10 protein-coding genes are annotated in these 18,633 nt (G+C 35.3%); 9 read left to right on the top strand and 1 reads right to left on the bottom strand.

All coding sequences use genetic code 11. The annotated features are described in order from the left end of the window. Positions 1–317 precede the first annotated feature (317 nt). Positions 318–3,386 carry a YadA-like family protein gene (locus EO117_RS00530; protein WP_164727449.1) on the top strand — a complete coding sequence of 1,023 codons (3,069 nt, stop codon included), beginning with the start codon at positions 318–320 and terminating at the stop codon, positions 3,384–3,386. A 168-nt stretch (positions 3,387–3,554) separates the two neighbouring features. Here EO117_RS00530 and nadE read toward each other — a convergent pair whose 3' ends face one another. Beyond that, positions 3,555–5,531, bottom strand: coding sequence for an NAD(+) synthase (gene nadE / locus EO117_RS00535; protein WP_126938584.1), 1,977 nt, complete (start codon positions 5,529–5,531; stop codon positions 3,555–3,557). A 277-nt stretch (positions 5,532–5,808) separates the two neighbouring features. On the opposite strand from nadE, the gene EO117_RS00540 reads away from it, so the two are divergent. The 8 genes from EO117_RS00540 to EO117_RS00575 all read left to right on the top strand — a co-directional run bounded on the left by EO117_RS00540 (position 5,809) and on the right by EO117_RS00575 (position 18,567). Continuing rightward, complete coding sequence (locus EO117_RS00540) at positions 5,809–6,414, top strand: hypothetical protein (protein ID WP_126938586.1); 606 nt, start codon at positions 5,809–5,811, stop codon at positions 6,412–6,414. Between the two features lie 124 nt (positions 6,415–6,538). Continuing rightward, positions 6,539–7,456, top strand: coding sequence for an Abi family protein (locus EO117_RS00545; RefSeq protein ID WP_126938588.1), 918 nt, complete (start codon positions 6,539–6,541; stop codon positions 7,454–7,456). Positions 7,457–7,670: 214 nt separating this feature from the next. Continuing rightward, positions 7,671–10,223, top strand: a complete 2,553-nt coding sequence (locus tag EO117_RS00550) for a hypothetical protein (protein ID WP_126938589.1) — start codon at positions 7,671–7,673, stop codon at positions 10,221–10,223. Positions 10,224–10,243: 20 nt separating this feature from the next. Further along, positions 10,244–11,092, top strand: a complete 849-nt coding sequence (locus EO117_RS00555; protein ID WP_126938591.1) for a hypothetical protein — start codon at positions 10,244–10,246, stop codon at positions 11,090–11,092. A 156-nt stretch (positions 11,093–11,248) separates the two neighbouring features. Continuing rightward, positions 11,249–13,339, top strand: coding sequence for a hypothetical protein (locus tag EO117_RS00560; RefSeq protein WP_126938592.1), 2,091 nt, complete (start codon positions 11,249–11,251; stop codon positions 13,337–13,339). Between the two features lie 18 nt (positions 13,340–13,357). Continuing rightward, positions 13,358–14,110 carry an OmpA family protein gene (locus EO117_RS00565; RefSeq protein WP_126938594.1) on the top strand — a complete coding sequence of 251 codons (753 nt, stop codon included), beginning with the start codon at positions 13,358–13,360 and terminating at the stop codon, positions 14,108–14,110. Then, a complete protein-coding gene (locus tag EO117_RS00570) occupies positions 14,107–15,510 on the top strand; it encodes an EH signature domain-containing protein (RefSeq protein ID WP_126938595.1) in 1,404 nt (467 codons plus the stop codon). The genes EO117_RS00565 and EO117_RS00570 overlap by 4 nt, the downstream gene beginning before the upstream one ends. Positions 15,511–15,519: 9 nt before the next feature. Beyond that, positions 15,520–18,567, top strand: coding sequence for a DEAD/DEAH box helicase (locus EO117_RS00575; protein ID WP_126938597.1), 3,048 nt, complete (start codon positions 15,520–15,522; stop codon positions 18,565–18,567). The last annotated feature ends 66 nt before the right edge of the window (positions 18,568–18,633 follow it).

Here is an 18,633-nt window from a genome sequence, read left to right on the forward strand (position 1 = left end):
AATACACATTAAAACGTAACCCATAGGGTTAACTTTATTGTAATCTATAATAATTATCATTACAATCATTATTTTTGCATAGGTTATATTATTTTTGAAAGTGGTGTATGAGTAAATGGTCAAACATTTGAAAGTAGTATATATCTAAAGGATTAAACATAGTGTAAATGCCATGATGGAAGTATGCAATATCAGCATAAGCTATGAGCATTATCCTATTGATTTACTAGTATAGATTGGGTAAAATTATGAGTATATTTTACATAAAAACAATTGAGTATATGATGCGTATGACAATGAAGGAAAAAGGAAGAGTTATGCAACACAAACGATCGACAGTATTGACAGCTTTAGTATTGGCAAGTATTTCTACAATGGGATTGGCTAATGATACAGATAATTTAGCAGTTGGGGGTTCTCAAACGCAAGGCGGGAATAATACCAATAATCTTACAGTAGGGGATGGTGTTAATTTTTATCCTAATGCGAAGAACAATATTATGAATACGACGGGGCAACCACATTTTGGTGCGTCCTATAGTTTGGTCTTAGGAGCGAGTGCTGGAAATGATGCAGGCAATGGAAATGGTACTGCTAAATATCTCATGTTAGTTGGTGACTCTGCAGGAGATAGCTTGTGGGGGAATAGTGCCTATAAATTTATCTTCGGTAGATTAGCAGGCTGGAATGCTGGCGGCACATATGCTTTTATGTTCGGCGATAGTGCAGCACGCCGAGCAGCTGGTGATTACAACTTTAGCTTTGGACAAGATGCGTATTCACAAGATGCTACTAGTTATGGGTCCTATAATTTCAGCTTTGGCCATGGTGCCGGATACAACAACAAAGGAAATCAAAATGTAAGTATCGGATACAAAGCTGGCCAAGGAATGACAGGAGATGGTAACTTTGCCTTAGGCCCTACTGCAGGTAACGCAGTTACAGGGAGCCATAACTTTATCTATGGTCAAGATGCTGGTGCCAACATGTCTGGTAGCCGCAACATCGCCATTGGACAAAACTCTGGGGTTAATGTAAAAGGTGTGTATAACATTGCCTTAGGCTTGGGTGCAGGTCAAGATGTAGATGGACACGTTTTGAATGCAGCAGCTACTACAGCGGCCGATCGATACGGTCAATCCCAAGGATCCAATAATATGGCATTTGGTAAATATGCAGGTTCTCATGTAGCTGGTAATTTTAACATTGCTTTTGCGGAAAATGCTGGTAACCATGTAGGCCATAGCTGGACGAATACGTATGATGCAAATGGAAATATAACAGGTACCACGGATACAGGTACAGTAGACGGTGCGGAGCACAACATTGCATTAGGGTTTAGTGCAGGTCAATGGATAGCAGGACAAGATAACTTTGCAGCAGGCGTCAATGCAGGTAGCTGGGTAAAGGGTGAAAGCAACGTTGTGCTAGGTAAAGAATCTGGTAAAGAAATAACAGGTAATCATAATACAGCTCTAGGCCATGATAGTGGGAATAAAGTTTCTGGTCATAATAACTTTGTAGCAGGTGCAGAAGCGGGTACTAAAGTAACAGGTAGTAATAACTATGCAGCGGGCTATAAAGCAGGTAATTCGATTACTGGTAGTGATAATATTACTATGGGTCATGAAGCAGGCAACTCGATTACTGGTAGTGATAATATTGCTATTGGTAAACAAGCTAATACTGTTGATAGTGGGTTAACAGCAACTGAAACGATTGCCATTGGTAAAAGTACGAAAGCGCTGAAAAGGAATGCCGCTGCCTTTGGTAATGAAAGTGAAGCACAAGAAGAATCTAGTCTTGCCTTGGGCTATAAAGCCATCTCCAATGTGGCAAAAAGCGTGGCTCTCGGTAGTGAAGCAGAGACGGTAGCAACAGCTGGCGACAGTACAAAAGGTACTGATAATGCCTATACGTCTGAAACATTGAATCTAGGTACAGGAACATCTGCTAAGACATATACATTGAACTTTGCTGGTGGTAATACCGTAACAGGTGTAATCAGCGTTGGTAAATCCGACCAAACACGCCGTATCCAACATGTTGCACCAGGTTTAATTAGTGCTACCAGTACAGATGCAATCAATGGTAGCCAATTATATAGCGTAGCAAGTGAAATCAACAATAAATTGGCTAATATCACTGGCGGAAATAGCTGGAATATCTACACAGGCGGTTCTGGGGAAACAAACGCATTTACACCAGGAAGTAAAGTAAATACAGGAGCCATTGAAGGATTAGATTTTAAATCTGGCGACTTCAAAGTTGTAGAGAAAACAACAGCAGATAATAAAAAATACGTTACCATCGAATTGAACCGTGAGGCTTTAAAGAACGATCCAGACTTTAAAGGACCGAAAGGTGACAAAGGAGAGACTGGTGATCAAGGTGTAGCGGGTCCAGCAGGTCCACAAGGAGCAACAGGAGCCCAAGGTGAAAAAGGCGAAAAAGGTGACCCAGGAGTAGCGGGCCCAGCAGGTCCACAAGGAGCAACAGGAGCCCAAGGTGAAAAAGGCGAAAAAGGTGACCCAGGAGTAGCGGGTCCAGCAGGCCCACAAGGTCCGCAAGGTTTACAAGGTGAAAAAGGCCAAGACGGAGCACAAGGTGCCCCAGGAGCTAAAGGTGAAAAAGGTGAAAAAGGTGACCCAGGTGAACGAGGTGAAAAAGGTGACCCAGGAGTAGCAGGACCAAAAGGAGAGCAAGGTCCAAAAGGTCCTCAAGGCGAAAAAGGAGATAAAGGTGAACCAGGTGAAGCCGGCCCAGTAGGTCCACAAGGCCCTAAAGGCGGTGTAGACGAAGCATTAGTAAAAGAAGTTCATACACGTATGAACTCTGTAGAAACTAGGTTAGATCAACTAGGCCACAGAATAAACACATCTGGTGCTTTAAACGCTGCTCTATCTGCCTTGAAACCATTATCCTTTGATGCAGATGACAAATTCCAAATCATGGCTGGTGTAGGTCATTTCAAAGGTTCCACAGGTACAGCACTTGGTCTTGGATATTATCCAAATGAAGATATATTACTTCATGGCGGTATGGCAGTAGGGGACTCCGAAAAAATGTACAACCTTGGTGTGAGCCTCAAAGTTGGATCTCGTTCCAAATCTGATGCATACCAATCTACTTTGTACAACCAAGACACAGATACATTCAATGTGAATGTGGATACACTTTCAGAGAAAGAACAAAAAGAGTTGAAATATACACATTATGGACCAATTTCTATCGTGCCAGTGATGAAAACTGAAATCAAAGCATTAGTACAAGAAAACGGTGCGTTGAAAGACCAAGTACACGTATTGGCTGAGCAAGTGAAAGCGCAAAATGAACAAATTCAAGCATTGCAACAAATCACAGCACAGTTGTTGAACCGTAAATAATTGTATATCTATCGATAAGTAAGAATAGCTGTATAACTTAGAATTGCGGAATAAAGTAATTCTTATGGATATCATCTTATAGCATGTAAAATTCTTACTTCGATACACAAAAGAGCTATCTACCGATGAGGAACATCATCGGATAGATAGCTCTTTTGCATTTGTATATTATTGTTTCTGTAACAATCGAGATTTACACTCCTCATATCCGCGTGAAAAATACGGTTTTAATTGACTTTCACTTAGGTCAGCCCCAAAGGCACGCTCGCTGATGAGTAACAGCGGCGGAGACTGGATACGTTTTGCCACCGCTAAGCCGTTGAAAGATTTCCACCAGCGTTCGAGGTCGTTGATAAATTGTTCTGTAGATGTGAAATAGTGAGATATAGGGTTTGGCAATCCTAATAAGTGTTCTAATGTACCGTTCTCGTAGGCCCGCAAGATATCCTCAGGGGTCAAACGTTGATGAGGCAGTGTATGTGGTGTACCCTCAACGAAGGCACGGAATAAGCAGTCATGGTATTCGTACTGTAACGGATCGCCTAGGCCTTGAGTTACATCCTGTGCATCAGATAACTCGGCGCTCGGCACTACATCAATAGAACCTCGCGGAATGACCTCACGTTGAAAGATGCTTTCATTCATATAGCGAGCCAGAGCATAGACATCTGTTTTCCACACATCCCCCGTTACGGCAAGGAAACCGGCTAAATCGCCATACATGGTAGCATAGCCAACAGTGAACTCTGTTTTATTCCCATTGCATGTGAAAGCTCCATTTACAGCGGATGCAATACCAGCTAAAATGCGAGACGAACGATCACGAGCTTGGATGTTTTCTTTACCTAACGTAGACAACTGCAAGAATGATGTAGTGTTGGAGTCACCATGTAATTCTGGGATGACAGGGGTGTTATACTTTGTAAAGTTAGTATTCTCTAATTGCTCAATGGTGGCATTGACACCTTCTTCAATGGGAAATACCCCGTAATGGCAACCAATATTTCGTGCTAATTGGTAAGCCAAATCTTTCGTCATATCCGAGTTATAACGGCTTGGCATATTGACTAAGTATAAGTTCTCTGGCGGCAATACAGTGCTGTATAAAGCAGCATTAAGGGCAGAGTCGATACCGCCTGATGCACCAATGACGATGTTCTTAATACCAGTTTGAGCTAAAAATTGACGAATGCCGTATTGCAAGGCTTTGAATAGAGTAGGGATGTAAGTAGGAGTGCTTTTTGGTTGCAGTGAGACAGTAGGCTGTGGTTGCCATACTGTATCTTTCAACAAGGTAGGTCGTACAGTGTTTTCAAAAGCAGGTACTTCTTCCACAATAGAACCGTTCACGTCATATAGCGTGGAGCAACCGTCATAGATGCAGATATTTTTACCGTTGTTTTGAATGCCCACATGGTTTGTATAGGCAATAGGAGTATGGTATTGTTTGGCTTGTGCGCTAAATAGGGCGTGGCGCTGTTCTTGCTTATGAATTGTGAAAGGGGATGAGGAACAATTCACAATCAGATCAATGTGCTGACCTTTCGCTTTTGCAGATTCTACCATAAGACTTGTGGGACAATCTGAGTAATACGTATCCCAGCTGTCTTCACAAATAACAGGAGCAATAGTGAAAGCTCCGTGACGCGTGAAAATCGTGAGAGGCTGATTGATATCCGACAAGGATAGATTACGCTCTTTCGCCACTACATTGGCACTAGTGAAATACCGAGGTTCATTAAAGTACCGATAACAGGGCAACAAAGTTTTAATGGTAAATGGATAAGGCTGAGATGGATTAGATACCAGCTGTCCTTTGGATGCTACATATAGGGCATTATATTTGCGAAGACTGCCGTCTAGATTACGGAGACTTTCATCCACACCGACATTACCAAAGATAATAGTGAGGTTTGTGTTAGTGGTAGCTTTCACAATTTCGTCACCATAGTAGAGACAATCGTTTATAAAAGGCACTTGGTCCCACATATCACCTACCATGTATCCGCTGAGACACAATTCGGGGAAGATCAGGATGTCCGTACTCACTGCCTTCGCATAGTCGATGGCTTGTATCATAGATTGAAAGTTTGTAGCAGGCTCACCAGGGTGGACCTGAATTTGACCAAAAGCAATACGAATCATGGGGAACTCCTTTATTGTATAGATTACAGTGTTGATAGTTATTGAGTATATTATAGCATTTTATGAGGGACTTGTAGTGGGGAGCGGAAAATAAAGAAAAATTGGAGTATCTCATGTGTGAGGCCTTGTTATTGAGGAGATGGTGTGTATAAGCTGTATTTGAATGAAAGATTGTGTACTGGCATGACGTAAAAATATGAGATGCATACTAGTTTTTAATTGAAAGATTAAGTATAATGAACTCATATAGTTTTTGCTTGAGAGAGGACGTATGTATATGAATAAATTAATAAAAGCGACAATATGCGTAGGGTTAGGCGTAGCTTTTCTAGGGGGATTTTCTTCTGAAGCAAAGTTTAGCAATGTGGATTCAGCAACAATTGATTTTAAAAACTATGATAACGATTATAAGATATGGTTTAATAACGATGCAGATGAAGTGTATATGTACCCAAATGATGGTAAGCTTGAATTGCGAGCTAAAGGAAAGAAAACACAGGTACCAACAACATTAGGGGAAGATACATTTCGGATTAGATCCTATTATGATGTTAATCGTGATATTACTTTATATGTGATTGATGCAGGCATAAAAAATGGTAATAGAGGTACATCGACCCGTACTTTTATATATAGATATAATCGACAAGCAAAGATATGGGAGAAATTAGTAGACTCTGCTAACTATTATAGTCCGTATACAGTGCAAAATATCTATACAAGATTCGCTGAAGATTTAGGGTTTAAACACGCTGACTTTATGTTAATATTCTCGGATATGGAACATCATAAAGAAGAGTTTTGGTATCCATTAGATTGGAACAATAGTACAGGAAAAATAGAATATCAAGCACCTCGTCAAGTTATGATTGATTATGAATAAAAGATAGAACAAGTATTGACAATTTGTGAAAATAGGATTATTCTATAGGTGAGACAAACCCCCCACATCCGCAAGGACAGATATATTCTGACGTGGGGCTTTTTTTATACTGAGAGGAAATGCTATGAAAGAACCTAGATCGTTATCTTATGATGAATTGCTAGAGTTATTTTCCAAGCGTGGTATGAGTATTTCTGGAGTAAATAATTCTATTATTCAACACATAAACTATTATAAATTAAAAGACTTTGCAACGCCATTTGCTAATTATGATGATAATGGAGAATTACATTATAAAAATTTAATCTTTTCTGATATACTAAAACGGTATTATCAGGATAAAAATTTAAGATATTTTATTATGCATGCTATTGAACTTATTGAAGTGTCTATTAAAGCAAACTTCTCACATATTTTAGGCGAAAGGTATGGTGCATTTGGTTATTTAGATTTTAACAAATGGTATAATAGGCGAAAAATGACTCGATACACAGTTGAAAGATTACAATATCGAGTGAAGGAAGAATTGCAAAAGTCTATAAGGCGACTTGAGCATAAAGATAATTATCATGGAAATAATTTTGATGAAGATGGTTTTCCCACAGTATGGCTAGCGATAGATTGCTTGACCTTTGGTGCAGTTGTAAAAATGTTAGACATATTGAATGAGAAGAGTTTATTATCTATTTCTAGGATATATGGCTGTAATAATAGTGAACTGTTGTCGTGGTTAAAGTGTATTTATTTTGTTCGGAATATATGTGCGCATAATGATAATTTAATTGACATACAGATTAAAACTAAACCAAAAATTAGAACTTCTTGGTACGATATAATCTACTATCAAGAATTTAATGGAGCGAAGAAAGCAACAAATAGATTTGCTATAATTTTATTAATTATTATGGAGTTAGTACATAAAATCAATCCAGAGTATAATTGGAGTTATCTATATCAGACTTTTAATGAGATATGCATTAATGACAAAAGCGCGAGATTATTAGGTTTTCAAAGCAAAGAAAAAGTAGAGTCTCTACTATAAAATTTAATACATATGTAAAAACATCCCCACATGGAATCCGATTCCCATGTAGGGATATTTTTGTCAAAATATTCTTAAAATTAATGAAAAAGGATTTTTTTGAAGTATGTCGAATATGTAATAAGAAGAAAAAGTAATTGTAGGATAGTATGTGCTATCCCGTAGTGCCATAGTAATAGTATATCTTGATAATCATCGATAAGAGGAGTATGTGATGGAAACAGAAAAGGATACGAAACAAACATTGCCAGACCATGTGCTAGAGTATATAGCTACCATATTTGCCTTTGATACACTATTTAATACGTTATTAGATGCAGTATATGAGACTACACAATGTAAGAAAGATGAAAGTGTAGTGCGTTCTCTATCAAATATGATAGGAGGTGTATGGTTTAGGATTCTTTTTGCAAATAATCTAGATCAGTATTCACATAATAATCGAGGTCAAGTAGATTTAGAAGGAATTGCTAGTGCTCTTACATCTGATGAAACTACTAAGGAATTCATAGACATTGGAATTTCTACTTATCAGAAAGCTATTGAAGAAACTTTTGTAGATATTTGTGAAGATGTATATTCTAGATTTTCCCAGATTGTAGAGTTAATTGGACAAGACACATATACTAGTACATTGTTTGTTGATTTAGAGGAATATGATGTAACAGTCACTGTGTTAACTTGTGGTTTGTTGATGCGTTCTTATTTTGATGTTATGAGAGAAAAGTTCTATGGTGAAAGTGAATATCCAGAAGACTTTCTTGACGTTCAAAAAGAGACGTGGGAGGGATTATGCTGGCTAGAAGATTCCAAGCATGATTTCAATTCGGAGGAGATTAGACAGTTAGCTATTATGTGTCGCCATGTTCAACCACTTAGCATCGTGAGAGGTATGCAGTATGTCTATCATGGTCTGCCGAATTTATTGAAAGCACATATTGGTGGCGTAGATATATACATCGATGACCTAGTGGCTGAAAAGATAGAGGATTTAGAATACCTAGAATGTTTGCTGACCCTTGAAAAGGCTAAGGCAAAGAATTGGTTTCATAGCCAACAGAAAACGCTTATTTCTAACAGATTAGCAGAGCTTTTAGGAAAACGGATTATCATAAACACTCCTGACATGAGTGAAGCAATCTTAGAAGCGGGACAGATACCGTACTGTCTATCCATTGAAGAAACCTTGGAGTACCTAGAGTCAAGAGAAGATGAGACATTATATCTTAGAATGTTCCAAGTGCTTGAACTATTCCTAGAGCAAGTATTATTCTTTTCCATGAAATATCCAGCAGATATGTTGACAGAACATATTTTATCAGGTGGTGATGATAAAGAGGAAGATTGGAAGGTCATTCGTGATTTGCAAGATGAAGAGAAAGAGGAATTTCATGTAGGCAATCTATTTGAAAGTATAATACTTGGGACATGTCAACCATCTCATAAGGAAAATTCTGATATAGTTGATTATACCGAAGATGATACCACAACCAATAGTGATGCTGAGTGCGATAATTACGATAATCTGATGGATTTTTCAGATAATGACGAAGATGAAGGCTCCATAGATTTATTAGATACTAACACAGTAGAAAGTATACGGGAATTTTTTGCAGATTTGTATGAAGAGTATCAAGAGTCACGAAATGTGTTTTATGAATCATCAGATTTTGATACTTTCATCATGGATAGTACGTACATTAAACAATGTGAATATGTAGGTGGTTCAGATGTCACTTCCTATTTTAAAGTGGAAATTGATGGAGATTATTATAATACCTATTATAACTACGGTAGAGTGTATGTACGTGATCAAAATGACCCTGTTAATTTTGATGCGGATTGGAAGACGGAAGAAGAAAATGGTGAACCTATAAGAGCTCGTATCAAAGAGAGTGAAAAAATCTATCTGTATCGTGTAAGTTATGATTTTATCTATTCTATTATGAAAGATATGATTGAATATGCTTTATCATCGTTTGAGGATATATATATAGATGGGGATTTGATACGGAAAGCAAGGGAATTGATACGGGAAGAGTGGAAACGTGTAGGAAACAAAGGTTGGAGAGCTAAAAGTCCAGTTGAGATCAATCTAAAAGTCTACAAAAAGATGTTTGAAAATATAGGCACTATCTTGATGAATTTAGTAGGAAACTTAAAGCCTAAACATCTAGAAGATTTAAAAGATTCTTTAGAAGAGAAAACAATAGATGAACAAATTCTTGCGGGCGTTATGGGCTTGGCAAAATTAATGTATCCAATGTTTATACTGATGGTACAATCCGATGTGAATAGTGTATTAGATGAAGGGTATGATATGTACATCGAAATACCTGAAGACACAAGTACGGAAGACTTACTGTATACGTTATATTTAGCCTTATATGCTTTTGGGAGTTATCGGACTCCTTTAACAGAAGAAAGGTGGTTTTCTAATCTTAAGAGTAAAATTGATGCATATCATCCATTAAAGAAAATAGAAGTGTATATTCAAAATGCTATGGAAGGAACGCTTGAAAGTTGGAGTACATTAAGAGAATTATACACATATATAAAATATGAGTGGGAAGAGCCATATACGTACTGCATTAACTTGAAATATCAATTGTTGAACGATACAGATGATCTGACGGATGATGAATATGATTCGTATAATGCTATTTTCCATGCCTATGAAGGTAGCCAAGCTGGCCTTGAACGTATGGTGCGATGCTTTATGGCGTTATATCCGGTAGTGTTGGAAATAGAAGCGGATCAAATGTAATAGTGTTAGGAGTAAAACGTATGTCTAAAGATAGAACGGTAGATGCTTTATTTAGAATATGGATTGAAGGCATGTACATCATGTTTACTGATATTAGATGGGAACTAGAAAAGTTGCATGCGGCAGGTGGTAGCAAGTTTCGAGATATTGTTAAAGATGTAGTATTAGGGATGATAGAGGATCAAGATAAATGGATACCATTAGATAATAAGGAGGATATCCTGCAAAAAAAGAAAGAGGTTATGGAGTATTTACATCCTTTGAAAATGGCAGTTTTAAAATTTTTGAGTAAATTTCCAGATATTGATGAAAATGAACTTACTGGAATTACCCTAGAGCTGGAAACTATATATGAAAGTGTACAGACAGTACCTACCATGTTTTCCTATGCATATATAAAGGATGAAGTAGTAGAAAATGAAGACAATAATCAGGTATTAAAAAGCATTATTTTTAGTGATGATAAAGATAGTAATACTCAAATGCTAATGTTTTGGGAATATATCATAAAACGGTTTGCTCATAAGATTCTACAAATCTTAGATTACAGTTCTCCTAAAACAAAAGAATATCCTATTTGCTTTTTACGGATGGAAGCGATATTAGATCGTACTTTCAAGAAGTTTAGAAATGGTGAAATGCAAGCTTCTGGTTTAGAAGATTTATCTATAGAGTATGCAAGACCTGTTGACGAGGCAATAAAGAGATTTGTGCGTCATGTAGAACGGTGGATGGTATATCATGAAGATATTGATGAGCAAAAAAGGGAAGCATCTTTGGAACTTATAGAAAATCTAAAGATATTAGCAGATTTTTATTGCAGTCTATTCCCCGCAGTGATTTCTATGTCATTTGAAAATGAAGAATAAAATGATGAGATAGTTATTATGCCTAACGTATGTGAGCAGTGTATGCTTACTACGTTGGGCATTGTTGTGTATGCTCGTTTTATATCAGCAAATAATGTATAATAAAAGAAATTCAAAGTATGATTAAAGAGGGTAAAAGCAGTAGGAGGCGTAACGGTGCAAGAAATTTTGAAAAGTGAATATAATGCATATATAAGAGCGATATTTCTCACAGTAATTATAGAAGGCATCTACATATCATTAACAGGGGTTCCAAAGGGACTTAATGCTTGGGTGACGGTAGTTTTTATAGGATTTATTTTGTTTGTTGGATTCTATAGAGGTATTTGCGATTATAGTATATTGAAAGAAAATGAAACTGCCTTAGAACAATTAAAAAATGAATTAATGAACCTATTTGAAACAGAACAGTATAGCTTTTCGGAGTTTAATTTATATAATGAAGATCGATTAAATCAAATATTAGGTGACTCTATTTTGGATAAAGATTGGGAAGCGACAATAAGAAATGAGAAGTATTTATTACAATATAGTAAAACAGGAATAAAAGATTCTTCACAATTATATTTTACCGTTGATATTAGAGAAATATTTGATGTGGATTCAGCCTATGACAGTATAAAGTCTAATGACTTAAGAAATAATATGCCTGCTATTATGACTGGTCTAGGTATTCTGGGCACATTTGTAGGCTTAACACTAGGTTTATATACGTTAAACTTAAATAGTACAGGTGCTGATGGCTTGCAGACACAAATTAATAATTTGATTAGTTCATCGGGGACGGCATTTATAACATCGTTATTTGGTATCTTGTTTTCTTTGGCATATTCTTGGAAACTAAGTTCCTTTAAGGATACTTTTTTTGATTCCTATTCTGATGTTATTGATTATCTGTACTCAAAATTACCATATTTATCAGAGTCTCAATTATTAATTGATTCAGTGAATACTTTACATGCTCAAACAAACTCAATTAATGATTCATTAGAACTGTATGCAACTACATTGGGAGCAAGCTTATCATCTAATATTGGTGATGTGATTGAAGAAAAATTAATTCCTAAATATGATACATTAAATGAAAATTTATTGGGTCTAAATCAAAAAATGGAAGATTTGTCTACAAACTTCTCAGAGTTTCATAAAATAACTTCTAATAGTGTAGGAGAAGCCTTAGTGAGTGGCGTCGGGTCAGAGATAGAAACATTAGGTCATACGTTACAACAATTCTCAGAAGGATTAATTGCTCATGAGAACGAAAGAAAAGCGACCTTAGAAGGGTTACAATCATCGATGGATACTATGATGAAAAATACAGAAGGATTATCGAATAGTATCTTTGAATCTATGAAACAACAGTATGAGCATACATCTCAAATAATGGAAAATAAAATTCAACTCTCTATAGATGAATATGAAAAGATTGGTCAAAGCCAAAGAGGAGAGCTGGATCATTTTATCACTATTATGATCAACGCAATATCTAAAAATGCAACAGAGTTACAAACTACGGCAAAACAAATGACCGAAGATATACATAAGGTTACACATGAAGGAATAACTGATATTATAGAGGGATTAAATAGTGTACTGTCAGATTCCTTGCATATTAGTAAAGGGTTTATTGCACAACAAAAAGAATCTACAGAGTCTATCAAAGGATTATCGGGTATTGTTGAAACTGTGATGAAAGACTCTGAAGTTATTTTAGATGGGATGAATGATGCTATGAAAGAAACTAAGAATGTGCTTACGGAAGTAAAAGATTCAAGTGGATTAATTACCCGTAATATTCAGGGCTTAACTACATTAAATGGTAATTTAATTACCTACGAAGAAAAAATGAAAACATCCATACAGGCAATGGAAGCCACGTTAATGAATTATCAACAAAGTTTACAAAGTACGCTGACACCATTGTTAGAAGGATTAGAACGCGTAACTTCTGTAACAACAGTGGGAGCAGAAGAAATGCGATTAACCATTAAAGAGCTTGAAGAACTTTGGCAAGATCATGAACAATCCTATAGTAATTTTACGGCACAACTACAAGATGTATTTACTCTTATAAATGAAAATATAAATGGGACTTATAATGATTTACATACTAATTTAAACACTACATTACGAGACTTCGATTTGGCTATGGGTAAAGGTGTTGAAGGATTGAAAACATCTATTGCAGACTTATCTGAAAGTAAAGAAACCTTAAAAGAGTATTTAGATAAGCGATTAAAACACTAATAAATTGAGGTATCATTCATGAAATTCATAAAACGAAGTAAATCTAGTAAGCGTAATGATCCTTTTAGTATATCTATAAGTGATTTGATGGCTGGCATTTTGATGATTTTTATTTTGGCTTTGATTTCCATGTTTTTTATTAATAAAAGTGAGAATGAACGCAATAATCATCAAGTGGAACAACGGAAAGAAATATTAGAGTTCATGCAAGATTTGCCGGAAGCGAAATCAGGCAAGATTACGATTGATGCAGAAAATGGAGTTATTCTTATAACTACAAATGATTCAGGTGGAAACAATAAGGAGAAAACACCTATTTTTGAATCCGGAGAGTCAAGGTTAACGCCGGAAGGGGAGAAGTTAATTAGGGCTATAGCCGCAAAAATTGATGACAGCAGAAATAAGAAAAAAGAAGCATGGCAATCCATTGATACGATTATCATTGAAGGACATACAGATAATGTGCAGTATAATGATCCTAGTTCCGATAAAAATAACCTGAAATTATCTGTAGATAGAGCGATCGCTACTTATAAGGTTACTTTAAACGCTTTATCTTTAAATCCAGAGAATCCAAACCAAGATATAGCCAATAATACTAACAGTAATGTTGTTAATAAATGGAAGAATGCTGATGATCAGTTTATATTTTCTGTCGCTGGATATGGTGAAAGTCGTTTAATTAATAAGGCAGCTCCTAGTAGTGCTGAAAACCGTCGCATTGAGTTTAGATTTTTACTGAAACATCATAAGATAAAGGATTTAAAATGAAAAAGCTATTTTCACTTGATATAGCAAAATCTAAATTAAAATATAATTTTCATAGACCTAAAGAAATCATATTAGCCACCCATCAATTTGAGGAGGTATCTGAGATTCTTATAGAGTCAGAAGCTGAAAAAGATGAACTATATGATACATTTGTAACATTTCAAACTGCATATACATATGACGTTTTAGATTATGAATTACCACGTAGTGATATAAAGAAACTTTGTACTTTATATATTAATAGAGATATATTGCGCTCCATTAAAAAAGATTACTTTCATAAAAATTTTGATGATTTTTTGTGGAAGTATATAAAAGATAATCTGCATAAAGTATTGTCCTATGCAATTAATTTGTATATTCAAATACGGGATTATAGTCGCGAGTATGTACAACGATTTGGAAATCTTATTGTAGAATGTCTAAGTGTCAATACACAAGAACTACTTCGACCTTGGCGAGAAGCTAATTTTATATTCAGCCCAAATGCGAGTCAAATGATAGCTGATAAGTTTTTTGAAAATCAAAAATTCGATGAGGTATTAAGAGAACTACCGTTTTCTAATGAAATGCAGTTACAGTCTCCAATTCTGTTGAATGCCGTTAGGTTAATTTTCAATAGTAGCATATTCATAGGGAATACTAAAATTTTGATGCTACGGGATATTTTTAAAGGGGAACGGTATCGAGAAATTTTGCCAGAATGTATTACTGCAATATGCCAAGATGATATTATAAAAAATAATATGATAAAAAAAGAACTTCCTACGGAAGATACATATATGCATCAATTGATTAATTTTTTGGTAGAAAAATGGGGAGATCCAAGACAATCGAATTTTAATGATAATGGGTGGAGATTTCTTGATAACCAACTATTAAGTTATTTGAGATTTATATTTGCAAAGTCTGATTTAGAATTATTTATGATGATTATGGCTAAGTGTCATAAAGAGACAAATTGGAAATATCGAGAAAAGTTTTGGAATGCCTATTTAAAATATGTGAGAAGGACTAGAGTATTCTTAACTGATGAAGGGGCATATGAAGCTCGTCGTTATATGCTAGATAACCCTAATAAGCAATTGTATTATGGAGAAATTTCAAGAGATAAATCGATGATTCTTTTAGAGTTTGATGACTTTTATATCGTTGAATGGAGCCATAGTGGTAAACTTTTAATTTTAACAGATTTAAATAAGTATCAAGTAGAAGCTATTTTTTCATCTATGAGTATGCGGGAAGAAAATATGAAAAAGCCTGGATATTATTATGCATGGAATAATGTAGTAGATGAGATAGCACATTCCTCACCAGATACATACAGTTGGCAACGTAAAGTAGAAACTATATTAGAAGATAAATTTAATTTAATTCCAACGCAAAGTTATCGTTTATAGGAGTACGCTATGTGGACAGTTACAGAGGAAGCATATGAAATTGACAGCTCAAAGCTTTCTGATTATGGTAAACAGTTAGTAGATGAATATTTTTTATATTCAAAACATGGTGAAAATGGACAGAATATCTATTTATTACCGCATGATATAGCGGTTAACCTTTCTTACGAAGATCAAGCAACTTTACAACTACCACTTAGATATAGTTTTAATTTAAACCTCACTAATACTGGAAGTATTATTAGAGAAATGGGGTTCAAAGTGTGTCTACAGGATATGACTGGACATGAAACTTCTGAATATTTGAGAAAGGGATCCTATATTCGGTTTCGTGACGGTAAAGAATACATTTTATCTGCGCCGCACTATAGAGTGTTTGAAATCGTCGAATATTATGATAGAGAAATTAGAGCAAAACAAGATAAAGATGAAAAAATATACCAGAACTATATATCGATATCTGAAATACAAGAGTTTTCCAATGATTTATCTATAGGTGTAAGCGAAACTATAGGTAGTAAACCTGTTATTTCTCCAGGAAAAATGTCTATTAATATAGCGCCTAATGAAGATGAGACATACAGCTTTAGGATAGACTTTGAAAACAAAGATATCAACGAAGAAATCAATAAAAATCTACATAAAAGAGGTTGGGGAGATCCTCAGAAACGTTATGCCTTTGATCCAGAACAAAGAGAAGCATTAAAAACTATAGAATCAATCAGTAAAAAATTTGATAAAGAGAAAGCTCAACGTATTATTAAGCAGGCTGATACCTATTTCCCATTTGAAGGACCAAGTGTAGATATTGAAGGTATTGATGGACTATCAGAACGTGTTGTTGGTATTGGCGAGTTCAAGGGTCGATTTATTCCAACAGATATGATGCATACCGAATGGGTACCTGAAGGATTATCCGGGGTTGAAAAAACTGGTGGTTTAGAATCTAGAGAAAATAATGAAAAAGTATTACTTATTAAGGATAATCTAGATGATTCAGATGTTTTTATTACGGAAACCCCGCATCCACGAGATAAAGATGATATGACAATTGATATTCTGAAACCAGATATTACATTAAAATCATATCAGAAAAAAGGTGTATCTTATTTGCAAGAATTATGGATAAAGGGTTATAAAGGGGCGCTATTAGCAGACGATATGGGGCTAGGGAAAACGCTACAAACATTGGCTTTTTTATCGTGGCGAATAAAACATGATCAGTATAAAGAAAAGCACCCTATTTTGATTGTTGCACCAGTAAGTTTGTTGCAAAATTGGAAAGAGGAGTGCTGTAAATTTATTGATACCTCTTGTGGTATTGGAGAGCCTTTAATTTTACATGGTAATACACTAGAACCGTTTAAACTTAATACACCACCTCCATCTCTATTGAGAAAGTATGGGCAGTTATCTGATGATGAACTAAAAGACAATGCCTTTTTAAATACAGATAGAATTTGTAAATATTCGCTAGTTATTACAAATTATGAAACGGTGAGAAAATACCAACTTTCACTAGGTGTCATCAAATGGAATATGCTGATTTTAGATGAGGCGCAAAATATAAAGAATCCTTCCAGTAGGGTTAGTCATGCAGTACGTGGTATGAATTATGATTTTGGGCTAGCATTAACAGGTACGCCAGTGGAAAATTCTTGGGTCGATTTGTGGACCATTATGGACTTCTGTAGTTCTGATAGATTTGGAACATTACAGGCCTTTAATAAGGAATATATTGCACCAGTTTCTAAAGCCGAAGGAGATATATTGGTGTTAGAAAAAAAGGGACTTGAACTTAAAGAAAAGATAAAACCCTTATTATTAAGACGAATGAAGCAAGATGTATTATCTGAGTTACCGGTTAAACATGAGTTGGTGGTACCACGATATATGTCAGATTATCAAGAGACTGCATATATGGATGTAGTGAATCAAGCAGGACGTGCCAATAAAGGAGCTTTTGAACAACTCATGCAGCTGCGTAATGTTTCTATACACCCATACTTGATGTTTTCAAAGAAAAAATTTTTAGAATTACCTTTTGAAGAGCATTTAAAAGTTTCCGATAAATTACAATTTTTGTTTGAAACCTTAGATGATATAAAGATGAAGGGTGAAAAAGCTCTAATTTTTATTAGATATAAAAAGTTACAAGAGTTAATTAGAAAACTTTGTAAAGAAAGATATGGAGTAGAAATTTTACAACCTATTAATGGGGACATGAAAGGAGAACGCAGACAAGCAACAGTTAACGAATTTAATCGGACTTGTGGATTTAATGTGTTGATACTTTCACCAGAAGCTGGTGGAGTAGGTTTAAATATAACGTCGGCCAATCATGTGATTCATTTAAGTAGAGAGTGGAATCCAGCAAAAGAAGATCAATCCACGGACAGAGCTTATAGAATTGGTCAGACAAAAGATGTATATGTATATTATCCTGTTGCAACATTAAAACATTTTAATCACCCTAGTTTTGATGAATTACAACATGAACTATTAACAAGAAAACGTAAGTTGAGTAGATCAGTTATTGTACCTAATAGTGCTAGTGAAACAGATGGAGCGTCGTTGTATAATTCTCTATTTAGTAAGGATTACACGCAATCCACTAGTTATGTTGAAACAAGTGAAAATAAGGATATGTTAGAGATGTATGACATAGATAATATGGCTGAAATTTTAAAAGCTATTTATCGAAAAAAAGGATACACCATTGATGATAAATTTAGGGATGAAAGAGTTGATGTACTCTATACTCAGAATAATGAATATCATGGCATCATTTTAGTCAATGAAGCAAAACTATCCACAGTAACAGTTCACCCTAGAAAATTTGTTGCTGACATAAAAAAATCTCTGAATAGAAAAAAGAACGTGAGTGCAGTTACGCTAACCTTATGTGGAATTGGAGATATAAGTAAAAAGCAAATTGAGTCATTACGTATTTTTCAATACTTTGATGACATATTAGATGTGACGGATGTAAGACAAGCACTTAAAGAAAATAATATGAAGCGATCAGATTATATTTCTTATTTAACTACTGAATAAAACTATTTATTGAGATAATTATCATCAAATATCCCGTTTTCCATGCTATAATAAATTCATACAGAT

Source organism: Veillonella sp. VA142, assembly GCF_003992135.1.
GTDB lineage: Bacteria > Bacillota > Negativicutes > Veillonellales > Veillonellaceae > F0422.

What these genes read in the sequence shown, in the direction of transcription:
- nadE (WP_126938584.1), bottom strand. Translation starts at nt 5,531, where the DNA reads ATGATTCGTATTGCTTTTGGTCAAATTCAGGTCCACCCTGGTGAGCCT.
- EO117_RS00530 (WP_164727449.1), top strand. Translation starts at nt 318, where the DNA reads ATGCAACACAAACGATCGACAGTATTGACAGCTTTAGTATTGGCAAGT.
- EO117_RS00540 (WP_126938586.1), top strand. Translation starts at nt 5,809, where the DNA reads ATGAATAAATTAATAAAAGCGACAATATGCGTAGGGTTAGGCGTAGCT.
- EO117_RS00545 (WP_126938588.1), top strand. Translation starts at nt 6,539, where the DNA reads ATGAAAGAACCTAGATCGTTATCTTATGATGAATTGCTAGAGTTATTT.
- EO117_RS00575 (WP_126938597.1), top strand. Translation starts at nt 15,520, where the DNA reads ATGTGGACAGTTACAGAGGAAGCATATGAAATTGACAGCTCAAAGCTT.
- EO117_RS00570 (WP_126938595.1), top strand. Translation starts at nt 14,107, where the DNA reads ATGAAAAAGCTATTTTCACTTGATATAGCAAAATCTAAATTAAAATAT.
- EO117_RS00555 (WP_126938591.1), top strand. Translation starts at nt 10,244, where the DNA reads ATGTCTAAAGATAGAACGGTAGATGCTTTATTTAGAATATGGATTGAA.
- EO117_RS00565 (WP_126938594.1), top strand. Translation starts at nt 13,358, where the DNA reads ATGAAATTCATAAAACGAAGTAAATCTAGTAAGCGTAATGATCCTTTT.
- EO117_RS00550 (WP_126938589.1), top strand. Translation starts at nt 7,671, where the DNA reads ATGGAAACAGAAAAGGATACGAAACAAACATTGCCAGACCATGTGCTA.